Consider the following 12,495-nt stretch of genomic DNA (forward strand, 5'->3'; position numbering starts at 1 on the left):
GAGACCCTCTTGGGCGCAGCCGTGCGCAGGATCAAGCCTTCGCCCCGCCGCCCCCTGCCCGCTCTACTCGGGGATGAAGCGCGGCAGGCGCGGCAGCAGGTCGCCCATCAGGCGCTGCATGCGCGCCTCGGCCGAGGCGATGCTCTCGCCCTCGGCGATCGGCGTGACGAAGCGCACCAGCGCGCCGTCGCTGCGCCCGCGGGTCAGCCCGTCCCAGACCACGCTGGCCTTGGCCGCGTAGTCCGAGGTCATGCGCTGGCCGCGCTGCTCGAACCAGTAGTAGACCAGCTGGCGGGTCAGCCCCTTCTCGATCACCGCGCGGTTGACCTTGAAGCTGCCGTAGACCGTGTCCGGGAGCGAGACCTGCTCCTGCTCGATCGCCGAGACCTCCCAGCCGCCGACCGGCAGGCAGACCTCGGGCGAATGGATGCCGGCCCCGTCGGTCTGCGAGCGATAGAAGGCCGAGAAGAAGTTCACCGGCGCCGCCTCGCCGGGGGCCATGTAGGTGGCGTTGACGTAGTCGCTGGCGTTCAGCACCTGCACCACCGAAGGGTCGAGGTCCTGCATGATCCCGGACCAGGGGCCCAGATCGCGCGGGAAGAGGGTGAAGCTGTCGCGCTCCACCGGCTCGGGCTCGGGGCGGGGCACGGCGATCCAGAGCGTCACCAGCACCAGCGAGGCCGCGGCGGCGATGATCAGCCCGCGCGAGGCGGCGATCCGCCCCAGCCGCATCATCTGCGGCCCGAAGCCCTTGAAGTCGATGTCGATGGTCTCGGCCAGGGTCAGCGGCGAGGGGGTCAGCCGCTGCAGCAGCACCGCCATCAGGAACAGGATGGCGATGCAGGAGCCGAAGATCACCCAGCCCTCGAAGAAGTGCAAAAAGCCCTCTGCCTGGCCGATGCCGTAGGAGTTCACCAGGATCGCGATCATCCCGATCCGGAAGGAGTTCATCAGCACCGTCAGCGGTGCGGCCGCCAGGAACAGCACCGCCTTGTGCCAGAAGGGGCCACGGTAGAGGATCGCGAAGAGATAGGAGAAGGACAGGATCGGGAAGAGGTAGCGCAGGCCCGAGCAGGCCTCGGCGACCTGCAGCTTGTAGACCCCGAGGTCGATCACGTTGCCTTCGAGAAAGACCGGGATCCCGGCCAGGTCGACGAACCAGACCCCGATGTTCGAGGAGACCAGCTGCAAAAAGATCGTCAGCTTCCAGTAGAGGAACTGCGGCAGCGGCAGCATGAAGACGAGGTGCAGCACCGGCAGCTGGTGCATCCGCCCCCGCTCCCAGCCGAAGCCGGTCAGCACCACGCCGCCGACCCAGATGATGAAGGCATAGGTGACGAGATCGGGGATCTTCACCAGGTTGCCGAAGATGCCGATGAGCAGCGCGCCGAGGATCACCGCGATGCCGGCCCGGCGATCGACGCCGGGGCCCACCGGATCCTGCGGGCCCTGCCGCAGCTCGCGGATGAAGAGGTAGAGGGAGATCAGCGGAATCAGCGGCCCGTGGCTGTACTCGGGCGTGATCCAGGCCCGGGCTAGCGCCTCGAATCCCAGCCAGAAGACCGGCACCGCCGAGATCACCAGGACCAGGAACCAGCCGAAGCCAACAGGATCGAGCGTCAGCCCGCCCAGGCTCAGGCGCCGGTCCCGGCGGTCGGAGGTCGAAACGAAGGACATCACATACTCTCTACGGCGGGCCGCGTCCCCGGCAGGGGCGCGGTCTTGTCTGGTGTCGGAGGGTGCACGTGGCGGGCCCTGGTCTGATTGCGACCAGCTATAAAGGCCGCGCGGGGGAATGGGGCTAAAAAATGGCGTTACCGCGCCATTGGATCGCAGAGGGGTCGAATGACCGCGCCGCGGAAGGGATTGTGCAGGCGCCGCCCTGTTCCTGCCCTGCCCCGCCCTGCCTCGCTTCGTCCCGAGGCCCGGCGCCCGACCGGCCATGAAAAAGGGGCCGCCCCGCAAGGGACGGCCCCGATTGTCCGGCCTGATGATCAGGCCCGGACGTCAGGCTCAGGCGCGGCGACGGCGGCGCAGGCCGAGGGCGCCCAGGGCGCCGAGCAGCAGCGCGCCGCCGGCGGGCAGCGGAACCGCGGCGAGCGAGACCGTGCTGAAGGTGACGGTGCCGCTGGCCGGCCGGGCGCTCTCGTAGAAGCCCAGCTCATAGTCGCCGGCTGCGAGGCCGCTCAGCAGCAGGGTGTTATCCGCAGTGCTGGCCGACAGGAAGTAGCAGCCGTCCACGAAGTTATCGCCGGCGGCCGTGCAGGCGTCGGTATCGCCGTAATGTGCGACCTCATCGGTGCGGCGCAGGTAGTAGCCGGACCGCTCGCTCGCGCTCGCGCTCTGGTAACTGTCGAGGTAGAGGTCGAAGTCGTCCTCGAGCGAGAAGGAGGCAACGGCGGAGTAGGGAGTTTTATCCCAGATGAAGCCGAGGGTGGCTGCGGAGGCGGGGCCGGCGGCGAGACCGAGGGCCAGGGCCGAAGCCGCGGCAAACTTGGTAAGGGACATGTAGTCTCCGATCTTGGTCGGGGATTGCGGTTTGTGTCGTTGTCGTGTCCTTAACAGGGCTTGGACGTGTCATCAACGGGGCGTGAGCGCTTCGGTTTCCGCGCGGGCGATTATTCTGCTGCGGCGCGGCAATCGAGCAGGGCTGCAGCCGATATGCCCAAGGTTTCGGCAGTGCCGCTTTTCCTGGCCCTTCAAAACGCGGGCCGCAGCTGCCCCTCTCAAAGTCGCGTTTTTTCGCAGGTGAAGGCAAAAAACGCGACTTGTGAGTATCGCCGTTCAGGATCATGCTGGCGCCGAGGCAGCAAAGGCGAGAGTTATGGAGACGGTTCTTCTCCCGGTGACGATGCAGGATTTCGAAAGGCTGGCCGATCGCTCTGCCGCGGTGATCGGGCGCCTGCGCGACCGCGTCTTCGGCCGCGAGACCGGCAAGACGCTGGACCTGCGCTTCAACGTGCGCACCGCCGCCGAGATGGTGGGCCGCAGCGAGAAGTTGATCCGCGAGGCCGAGGCCGCGGGCCGCCTGCCCGAGCCGGCGACCAATCCCGAGAGCGGCCGCCGCGCCGGCTATTCCCTGGCCGAGGTGAACCACATGCGCGCGGTCTTCGGCACCCTGCCCGGCCGGGCCGAGAACGAGCGGGCGCTGGTGCTGTCGATCCAGTCCTTCAAGGGCGGGGTCGGCAAGTCCACCCTGACCTGCCACCTGGCGCAGTACCTCGCGCTCCGGGGCTACAGGGTCTGCGTCATCGACTGCGACAGCCAAGCCTCGACCACCTCGGTCTTCGGGCTGAACCCGGATGTCGACGTCGAGGAGGAGGAGGACACGCTCTATCCCTTCTTCCGGCACGGCGGACCACAGGACCTGGGCTATGCGCTGCGGCAGACCTACTGGCCGAACATCTCGCTCATTCCCGCCAACCTCGGGCTCTACGATGCGGAATACGAGTTCGCGGCGCGGATGGCGCGCGACAGCGCCTTCGTCCTCGACCGGCTGCGCGAGGGGATCGACACAATCCGCGACCGCTTCGACGTGATCTTGATGGACCCGCCCCCGGCGCTGGGGATGATCTCGCTCTCGGTGCTGCGGGCGGCCGATGCGCTGCTGATCCCGGCGCCGCCCAACAACATCGACTTCGGCTCGACCGTGCACTTCCTGCGGATGATGTCCTCGACCCTCGACGAGCTGGCGCGGGCGGGCGGCGCGCGGGACTATGCCTTCGTGAAGATTCTGGTGACCAAGATGAACGAGTCAAAATCGGCGCATCAGGCAATCCACCGGATGATGCAAGCGGTCTACCCCGCCGAGCTGATGCAGGCCGTGCTCAAGGATTCGGCCGAGATCGACAACGCCACCGCGAACCTGCGCACGGTTTACGAGCTGACCGGCCCGGCGACGCGGAGCGAGACTCATCGCCGCTGCCGGGCCTATCTGGATGCGGTGGGGCGCGAGGTCGAGCTGCTGATCCGCAAGACCTGGCCCAGTCACTACGATGCGCTGCGCAAGGAGGGCCTGCTATGAGTTCGCGCAAGCACGACGCCGTCTTCGACGATGTCCTTTCAGGGCTGGACCAGCCCGCCGCCCCTGCCGAGGCCGAGCAAGCCCGCGGCGGCACCCGCTTTCTCAAGCGCAGCCACGCCCTGGGAGAGCGGATGGCCGGCACCCGCGAGGAGAAGCTGCTGCACTGGGTCGACCCCGCCGAGTGCCGGATGTGGGAGCGGCACAACCGCGACTACGCGGCCCTAACCGAGGAAAGCTGCCGCGACCTGATCGACGGCATGCTGGCCCAGGGCCGGCAGGAGTTTCCCGCCGTGGTCCGCCGCCTGAAGGGCGAGGATCACGCCTACGAGGTGATCTGCGGCGCGCGGCGGCACTTCGCCGTCTCCTGGCTGCGCGCCAATACCTATACCCAGTTCCGCTACCTCGTGGAGGTGCGCGACCTGACCGACGAGGAAGCCTTTCGCCTTTCCGATCTCGAGAACCGGGAGCGGGCCGACCTGTCGGACTTCGAGCGCGCGCGGGACTACGCCGAGGCGATCGAACTCTATTACGGCGGCAAGCAGAAGACGATGGCGCAGCGGCTCGAGGTCTCGGAGGCCTGGCTGTCGCGCTTTCTCGCCCTCGCCCGCCTGCCGGCCGAAGTCCGCGCCGCCTTCGCCAGCCCGCACGACCTGCGCGAGCTGCATGCCCGCACGCTCAAGCCGCTGCTCGCCGATCCGGCGCGCCGCGCGGCGATCCTGGAGGAGGCCGCGGCCCTGGCGCAGGAGCAGCGGGAGGGCGCCGGCCTCGAGGCCGCGGCGGTGATGCGGCGGTTGAAGTCGGCCGGGGTCACGCCCTCGGTGCCTGCCCTGCGGCACTACGGCGCGGAGGGGCGCGGCGTCAGCGTGCGCCGCAAGGGCCGCGGCTACGTGATCGAGATGCCGGGCGGGCTGTCGCGTCCCGAGGCCGAGGCGGCCCTGGCCGCCTTTGTCGCGGCGCAGTTCGACCCTGAAAGCGGGTCTGACAAGGCCTGATCAGACTCTGCGCCGGGGCCGGCGCAGAGTCTTGCCAATTGGCAATTTCCACTCTTGGCCCGGCGGCCTGACCTGCTGCCGCGGCTTGTAGTGGCCGGAAATTGCCAATTGGTAATTTACGGTTCCCGAGGCAAGGCGGCGCTACCGCATCCAGGGCGGAAGCTGGTTGCGCATCAGGTGCTCGTGATGTTCGATCGCCCGCTCGATCCGCGCGTAGTAGAAGAAGCGCCCCTGATCGAGCACCACACCCGAGGTGCAGAGCCGCTTCAGCAACTGCATCGCATGCGAGACGATGATCGCGCCGCTCTGGCCCAGCCGCTCCTGCAGCAGCACCTCGCTGCGGTGCTGGAAGGAGGCGTCGCCCGCCACCGTCACCTCATCGATCAGATAGGTGTCGAAGGGAATCGCCATCGAGATCGCGAAGGCCAGGCGCGAGCGCATGCCCGAGGAATAGGTCCGTACCGGCAGGTGGAAGTGCTCGCCCAGGCGGGCGAAGCCATTGGCGAACTCCAGCATCTCCTGGGTGTCGACGCCGTAGACTCGCGCGACGAACTTGGCGTTTTGCGCTCCGGTCAGGTCAGGGTGGAAGCTGCCGGCGAAACCGACCGGGAAGGAGATGCGCCCGTCCGAGACGATCTCGCCCCGGTCGGGATCCATGGTGCCGGCGATCATCTTCAGCATCGAGGACTTGCCCGCGCCGTTGCGGCCGATCAGGGCCACGCATTCGCCGGTGGGAAAGGTGAAATCAATGTTCTTGGCGACGACCTTGGTTACGCCGTTCAGGCGGTAGGTCTTGGACAGGTTGCGCAGCTGGATCATGACACGATGGCCTTGGCCGGCCGCCTCAGCGGCGGTCCCTGAGGCTGTAGTAGATCAGCACCATGACCGCCCAGCCCAGCAGCAGGAAGAGACCGATCTCCAGCGTCAGCAGTTCGCGCTGCGGGTAGCGCGCGCTCTGCGGCAGGGTCGGGCTGGCATAGACCGCGAGGTAGCGGCTTTGCCGCTGCGCCTCGGCACGAGCGGAATCGAGCGTCGCCTGGGCCGCGATATAGGTCTCCTCGGCGTAGCGGCGATCAACTGTCAGGCGCTCGAACTCGCCTACGAGGGTCGAATAGTCCTGGCCGTCGGGGCCGCTCTCGCCGCCGATACCGAACTTGGCCCGCTCGCTCTCGATCATGCCCTCGATCACCGCGATCCGCCGGTCGGCCTGATCCATCCGCGGATCGCTGTCCGTGACGGTCTCGCTCAGAAGGCTGCGCTCGATCTGCGCCTCGGCGAGCTGCCCCTCGAGACTGTTGAGAAGGCCCATCTGCCCCTGCACGTCGGCCTCCGGATCGACGATCCTCGTCTCCGAGCGGAAGCGGGTGATTGCCTCGCGCGCGGTCTTCAGCCGCTCCACCGCCTCCTCCAGCTCCTCGAGGGCGTAGCGCGTCGCGTCCTCGCGGGCGATAGCCGAGAGGTTGTTGATCATGACGGTGGAGCGGGCCATGATCGTCTCCGAGATCGCAAGCGCGTCCTCGGGGCGGAAGGCATGGGTCTGCAGCTCGATCAGGCCCGAGCTGCTGTCGTAATGCACCTTCACCATCTTCTGCCAGTAGCTGACCAGGTCCTCGATGTCGCCCGTGGGCCGGTAGGCAAAGACCGGGTCGAACTCGGGCCGCGAGAAGATCGCCTCTAGATCGAGGTCCTCGTCGATCTGCTGGACCAGATCCTGGCTCTGGATGAACTCGTAGAGGATGTTGGTATCCGAGGAGCTGGAGCCGGCGAGGCTGCTCGAGAGGCCGCCGAGCAGGTCCTGCGCACTCCGGATCTCCTCGGAGCGGACGGCAAAGCCCACGCGCGAGACATATTGATCCGCCGCCACGGCATAAAGGTAGTAGATCACCCCGGCCAGCGGCAGCAGGACCATCAGCAGGAAGCTGGCGGCAAGGCCGTAGTGCCGCGTCTTGGGCCGGGCCAGGCTGGCCGCCTTCGGTGCCTGGGCCGGGCCGCCGGCCTGGGGTCCCTGCCCCGCTCCACCCTGTCCCGCGCCGCTCTGGCCGGGTGCGGTCTTCGGCCCTTGGGCGGGCTGCTGCGGAGCGCCGGCGGGCGCCGCGGTCGCGGGAGCGGCGGGAACGGGTTTGATCGGAGTGGGGTTTTGCAAAGCTTGGGCCTTCCTGCAGCCTCTGGGGGCCTCGTGGTGCAGCCCCGAGGGGCCGGCCTTCTGCGTGGCGCGGGTCCCTCGTCACGCCGAAAACATTCCGCTAGATAGATCAAAGGCGCCCGCCTGTGAAGCGGGAGCCGGCGCGGGGCCCGCGGCCCTTCGTCCGATCCCGCCGGCCATGCAAAGAGACCCCGTCCCCCGTGCCAGCACTGTCCAGCCCCAGGCCCCGCTTCACCGCCGGCCGCGCGATCTTCGCGCTGGTCCTGCGCGAGATGTCCACCGCCTATGGTCGCACCCCCGGCGGCTATCTCTGGGCCTTTTTGCAGCCGATCGGTGCGATCGCCATTATGGCCTTCGTCTTCACCTTCCTGCTGCGCAAGCCGCCGCTCGGCACCAGCTTCGCGCTGTTCTACGCCACTGGTGTGCTGCCGCTGATGATGTACCAGGATCTGACCAACAAGATCGGCACCGCCCTGCGCTTCTCTAAGCCGCTGCTGGCCTATCCCACCGTCAGCTGGATGGACGCGCTGCTGGCGCGGCTAATACTGAACGTGCTGACCCAAGGGCTGGTCTTCATCATCGTGCTGGCGGCGCTGGTCATCGGCACCGGCGCCGACGTGACGCTCGACTTTCCCAAGCTGATGAGCGGCTTTGCCATGCTGGTTGTCTTCAGCGCCGGCTTCGGCATGGTCGATTGTTATCTGATCGGCATGGTGCCGCTCTGGCCGCAGATCTGGGCGGTGCTGAACCGGCCGCTCTTCATCATCTCGGGCATCTTCTTCGTAATCGACTACCTGCCGGAGACGCTGCGCTTCTACTTGCTGCTCAATCCGGTTGCCCATGCCATCATGGAACTGCGGGCCGGTTTCTATCCCAGCTACGACGCAGTCTACGCCTCCCCCACCTACGTCTTCTTGGTCTCGGGAGTGCTGGCCTTCTTCGGGGTGCTGCTGCTCTATCGCTACCACAAGAAGATCCTCGACGAGGGCGCGTAACCCTAGGGGGCATCACGCTTTCGACAGATCTGCGACAGTCCCCATTACGGCCACAGGATTGCCGCGATGGACCACCACCTCTGATCCAAAGGGCGCAACCGGGCATTCCGGGGGCAGTGTAACGATGTGTTCAGCTTCTCTCGCGAGGGTGAGGCCGACCAAGAAGAGGTGAGTCATGGCCAATATCTCGGGCGACGCCAACGGTAACTTGCTCAACGGCTCGAACGGGCCGGATACCATCTACGGCGGGGGCGGCAACGACACGCTCAGCGGGCACGGCGGCAACGATCGGCTGTTCGGCGGGCCGGGGGTCGATCTCTTCATCGGCGGGCAGGGTGCCGACTACCTCGACGGCGGCGCCGGCTACGACGAGGCGCTGTATTACTTGGAGAACGGGCCAGGCGGCATCTATGCCGATATGACCACGAACCAAGTCATCGACAGCTTCGGCAATACCGATACCCTTGTCTCGATCGAAGAGATCCGCGGCACCGATCGCGGCGATACTGTCCTGGGCAGCAACGGCGGGGACTTCATCTTCGGGCGCGGCGGCAACGACCGGATCGACGGCCGCGCTGGCGACGACAAGCTCGTGGGCGACCAGGGCAACGACACGCTGATCGGCGGCGCCGGCCTCGACCTCGCGACCTACAACTTCGACAGCGGGCCGAACGGCGTGCGCGTCGATCTGATGAACAACACCGCCACCGACAGCTGGGGCGGCACCGACACGCTCTACGGTATCGAATACGTCCGCGGCTCCGAGCGCGGCGACGTGCTGCTGGGCACCAACACGGGCAATACTGACCAGCTCTTTGGCGGCGGCGGCGGCGATTACCTCGACGGGCGCGACGGCAGCAACCTGATCTTCACCGGCTCGGGCAACGATCGGATCGTCATCGGGACCACCGCCCAGGACGCGCGCGACACCGTGGTGATCGACGGCACCGGTAGCAAGACCGTCACCGGCAGCGGCGCCGCCGGCAGCCGCTATGCCCATCACCTGGTCTTCGAGCTGAACGAGGCGGTGAACGTCAATCTCGCCACCGGCATCGCCACCTCAGCCAACATGCGCCTCGACTTCACGCAAGCGAACCACTTCCTCGAGGTCGGCGGGTCGGCCTATGACGACACGCTGGTCGGCGGCAACACCCGGCACGACTACCTCGAATGGTTCGTCGGCAACCAAGGAAACGACACCATCGACGGCGGCGGCGGCCAGCACGACACCATCGTCTACGATGACGAGGTCTGGAACGGCTCGGTCAACCCGGTGACCGGAGAGCGGGTCTACGGCACCCAAGGCGTGGTGGTGGACCTGGCCAGCGGCGTCGGGCGCGACAGCTTCGGCGGCACCGACACGCTGCGCAACATCGACGACATCCGTGCCACCGACTTGGCCGACACGCTCTACGGCACGGCCGGCACCAACTTCTTCTGGGGCCTGGACGGCGACGACCTGATCGACGGGCGAGGTGGCGTTGACGCCGTCTTTTACGGCGAGGACTACCTGCGTGGCGGCACCGCGGGGGTCACCGTGAACCTCGGCGCCGGCAGCGCCACCGACGGTTACGGCGGCACCGACAGGCTGGTCTCGATCGAGGATGCCTACGGAACCGACAAGGCGGACGAGATCACCGGCAGCGCCGCGGCCAACCGACTGACCGGCTACGCCGGCAACGACCTTCTGGCTGGCCAGGAGGGCAACGACCTGATGCTGGGCGGCACTGGCGCCGACAGGCTCTACGGCGGCGGCGGCGACGACGAGCTCTGGGGCGAGGCGGGCGCCGACCTGATCGACGGCGGCGCCGGCTCCGACCTGGTGCGCTACGCCAATTCCGCCGCGCGGGTGGTGGTCGATCTCGCCGGGGGCACGGCGCAGGACGGCTTCGGCAGCACCGACCGCTTGGTCGACATCGAGCGGGCACATGGCTCCGCCTTCGGCGACCGCCTCGCCGGAACCGAAGGCGGCAACCGCCTCTTCGGCCTGGCCGGCACGGACGAACTGGTCGGCCGCGGCGGCGACGATATTCTGGTCGGCGGCGCGGGTAACGACGTGCTCTACGGCGGCAGCGGCGATGATCAGCTGCTGGGCGATGCCGGATCGGACCTGCTGAACGGCGGCGCTGGCCAGGACATGATCCGCTACCGCACCGCCGCCCAGGGCATCTTCGTCGACTTGGCCGCCGGCACGGCGACGGACGGGCTGGGCGGCACCGACCGCCTCGCCGGCATCGAGGTGGTCCATGCCGGCGATCATGGCGACACTTTGGCGGGCGGCAGCGGCGACGACGTGCTCTACGGCTTCGGCGCGGCCGATACGCTGATGGGCGGCGGCGGCAGCGACACGCTGATCGGCGGCGCCGGCAACGATCGCTACGTCTTCACTGCCGATGCCGCCTTCGACATGGTCTTCGACCAGGGCGGTGGCACCGACCGCGTGGTGTTCCGCAACTACATGGCCGAGAACGCGCGCATCACCGATGCCGGCTACGGGCTGGGGATCAACTTCGTCGGCACCGGCGACGTTCTGGTGGTCAACGGCGGCATGAGCGCCGGCGCCAATGCCGTAGAAGAGTTCGAATTCGCCGATGGCACGGTCTGGTCGCTGGCGACCATGCTCGACAACATTGGCCAGCGCGGCAGCGCCCGCTCGGTCACTCGCTCTGCCGGCGACGACAGCCTGACCGGCCGCGACGCCATGGCCGACAACCTCTCGGGGGCCGGCGGCAACGACATCCTCAGCGGGCTGGGCGGCGATGACCGCCTGGCGGGCGAGGCCGGGGCCGATGTGGTCTATGGCGGCGGCGGCAGCGACATCCTGACCGGCGGTACCGGCAACGACCGGCTCTATGGCGGGGACGTCGCCTCGGATCTGCGCGACACCATCTACGGCGAGGCCGGCGACGATTACATCGACGGCAGCTGGGGCAACGACCTGCTGCAGGGCGGCACCGGCAACGACACAGTCGAGGGCGGCTTCGGCGCCGACACGGTGATCGGCAACGAGGGCGCGGACACGCTGACCGGCGGCGCCTTCGGCGACGAGCTCTTCGGCAACGACGGCTTCGACTTCTTGAACGGCGGCTTCGGATCGGACCGGCTGAACGGTGGGGCAGGGGGCGACCGCTTTTTTCACCTCGGGGTGCGCGACCACGGCAACGACTGGATCCAAGACTACGACGCGCGGGAGGGCGACGTGCTCGAATACGGCGGCACGGCCAATCTCTCGCGCTTCCAGGTGAACTACGCCGAGACCGCCAATGCCGGGGCAGCGGGCACCGCGGAAGCCTTCGTCATCGACCGTGCCACGGGCGAGATCCTCTGGGCCTTGGTCGACGGCGCCGCGCAGGAGGAGATCACCCTGCGCCTGAACGGTCAGGACTACGACCTGACCGCCTGATCCCCAAAAGGATCGACTGCTCTCTTACCGGGGCAGTCGATCCCATCTCGTGGAGGGCAAAACCGCTAAGTCCTTCAACAACCTCTTGATTTAGAATACTGTTCATAACTATCCTTAAGGTAGAGCACTTCTACAAGGATAGACCATGACGACTTTCTCCCTGACCGGGACCTGGGGCATCTCCAGCGATATCGACGGCGGCCCGTTCATCGACGCGAAGCCGGTCACGCTCTACGTCAGCTACGACGGCCCCATAGACACCCTGGATTTCCGTGTCAGCGGCGGGGTGGATGACTACGATGGCAACGTCACGCTGACGAACCTGCCGGATGTCCTTCGCCTCGACGGCGCCGCCGTGGCGCCCTTGTCGCTCGACGCCTATTTCTGGGACCTGCAGTTCGAGGACGGCACGAGTTCGACCGTTCTGCTGCTCGACCCTGACCGCGATAACATGGAGGCAATCTTCCATGTCGGCGGCGATCCCCTGCCGGTCGCCTTGAGCACGGCGGCCGACCTGAATGCCCTTTTCAGGCTCGACCCGCAGGTCGCGACCGCAGAGGATCTGTCGCTCGACATCGCGTCCATACCCGGTGCAAGCTTCCTGCCGGACCCGGTCGTGCCCGCCGACCGGACCGGCACCGAGGCCGCGGACGATCTTCGCGGCACGGGGGGCAACGACCGCCTGATCGGCCTCGGCGGCGACGACACGCTCTCGGGCGGGGACGGGGCCGACACGATCTCGGGCGGGGACGGCAACGACGTGATCACCGGCGGCGCCACGGTGGCCGACCTGCGCGACGTGGTCTACGGCGGCGACGGGGACGACCGGATCGACGGCGGCTTCGGCAACGACCTGCTCTACGGCGGGGCCGGCGCCGATGTCATCGCCGGCGGCTTCGGCGCCGACACGGTGGTAGGGAACGAGGGCGCCGACGTGC

General features: G+C 67.6%; 9 protein-coding genes. 5 read left to right on the forward strand and 4 right to left on the reverse strand.

Annotation, left to right across the window (positions count from 1 at the left end):
• Positions 1 to 63: 63 nt before the first annotated feature.
• Both xrtD and DFP88_RS17370 read right to left on the reverse strand, forming a co-directional pair.
• Entirely contained in the window at positions 64 to 1,677 is a 1,614-nt protein-coding gene (xrtD, locus tag DFP88_RS13995; RefSeq protein ID WP_110815333.1) for a VPLPA-CTERM-specific exosortase XrtD, read from the reverse strand.
• Positions 1,678 to 2,013: 336 nt separating this feature from the next.
• Entirely contained in the window at positions 2,014 to 2,508 is a 495-nt protein-coding gene (locus tag DFP88_RS17370; RefSeq protein WP_110815334.1) for a hypothetical protein, read from the reverse strand.
• A 316-nt stretch (positions 2,509 to 2,824) separates the two neighbouring features.
• Between DFP88_RS17370 and DFP88_RS14005 the strand changes: the two genes are divergently transcribed.
• Positions 2,825 to 4,024: an AAA family ATPase gene (locus DFP88_RS14005; RefSeq protein ID WP_110815335.1), complete on the forward strand. Its 1,200-nt coding sequence runs from the start codon at positions 2,825 to 2,827 to the stop codon at positions 4,022 to 4,024.
• Positions 4,021 to 5,016, forward strand: a complete 996-nt coding sequence (locus tag DFP88_RS14010) for a ParB/RepB/Spo0J family partition protein (protein WP_110815336.1) — start codon at positions 4,021 to 4,023, stop codon at positions 5,014 to 5,016. Before DFP88_RS14005 ends, DFP88_RS14010 begins: the two co-directional genes overlap by 4 nt.
• A gap of 141 nt (positions 5,017 to 5,157) precedes the next feature.
• Here DFP88_RS14010 and DFP88_RS14015 read toward each other — a convergent pair whose 3' ends face one another.
• Both DFP88_RS14015 and DFP88_RS14020 read right to left on the reverse strand, forming a co-directional pair.
• Positions 5,158 to 5,835: an ABC transporter ATP-binding protein gene (locus DFP88_RS14015; protein ID WP_110815337.1), complete on the reverse strand. Its 678-nt coding sequence runs from the start codon at positions 5,833 to 5,835 to the stop codon at positions 5,158 to 5,160.
• Positions 5,836 to 5,860: 25 nt separating this feature from the next.
• Positions 5,861 to 7,159: a KpsE/RkpR family capsule polysaccharide export protein gene (locus DFP88_RS14020; protein ID WP_245904828.1), complete on the reverse strand. Its 1,299-nt coding sequence runs from the start codon at positions 7,157 to 7,159 to the stop codon at positions 5,861 to 5,863.
• A 200-nt stretch (positions 7,160 to 7,359) separates the two neighbouring features.
• On the opposite strand from DFP88_RS14020, the gene DFP88_RS14025 reads away from it, so the two are divergent.
• The 3 genes from DFP88_RS14025 to DFP88_RS14075 form a co-directional block, all read left to right on the forward strand.
• Positions 7,360 to 8,154: an ABC transporter permease gene (locus DFP88_RS14025; protein WP_110815338.1), complete on the forward strand. Its 795-nt coding sequence runs from the start codon at positions 7,360 to 7,362 to the stop codon at positions 8,152 to 8,154.
• 175 nt (positions 8,155 to 8,329) lie between these two features.
• Positions 8,330 to 11,557, forward strand: a complete 3,228-nt coding sequence (locus DFP88_RS16905; protein ID WP_146227513.1) for a calcium-binding protein — start codon at positions 8,330 to 8,332, stop codon at positions 11,555 to 11,557.
• 145 nt (positions 11,558 to 11,702) lie between these two features.
• On the forward strand, positions 11,703 to 12,495 hold a 793-nt coding region (locus tag DFP88_RS14075), incomplete at its 3' end, for a calcium-binding protein (RefSeq protein ID WP_146227514.1).

Origin of the sequence: Pseudoroseicyclus aestuarii (genome assembly GCF_003217255.1) — a bacterium.
Taxonomy (GTDB): Bacteria; Pseudomonadota; Alphaproteobacteria; order Rhodobacterales; family Rhodobacteraceae; genus Pseudoroseicyclus; species Pseudoroseicyclus aestuarii.

Bases quoted from the DNA above. Each gene is read 5' to 3' on its own strand.
- DFP88_RS16905 (WP_146227513.1), top strand. From the start codon at position 8,330: ATGGCCAATATCTCGGGCGACGCCAACGGTAACTTGCTCAACGGCTCG.
- xrtD (WP_110815333.1), bottom strand. From the start codon at position 1,677: ATGTCCTTCGTTTCGACCTCCGACCGCCGGGACCGGCGCCTGAGCCTG.
- DFP88_RS14005 (WP_110815335.1), top strand. From the start codon at position 2,825: ATGGAGACGGTTCTTCTCCCGGTGACGATGCAGGATTTCGAAAGGCTG.
- DFP88_RS14015 (WP_110815337.1), bottom strand. From the start codon at position 5,835: ATGATCCAGCTGCGCAACCTGTCCAAGACCTACCGCCTGAACGGCGTA.
- DFP88_RS14010 (WP_110815336.1), top strand. From the start codon at position 4,021: ATGAGTTCGCGCAAGCACGACGCCGTCTTCGACGATGTCCTTTCAGGG.
- DFP88_RS17370 (WP_110815334.1), bottom strand. From the start codon at position 2,508: ATGTCCCTTACCAAGTTTGCCGCGGCTTCGGCCCTGGCCCTCGGTCTC.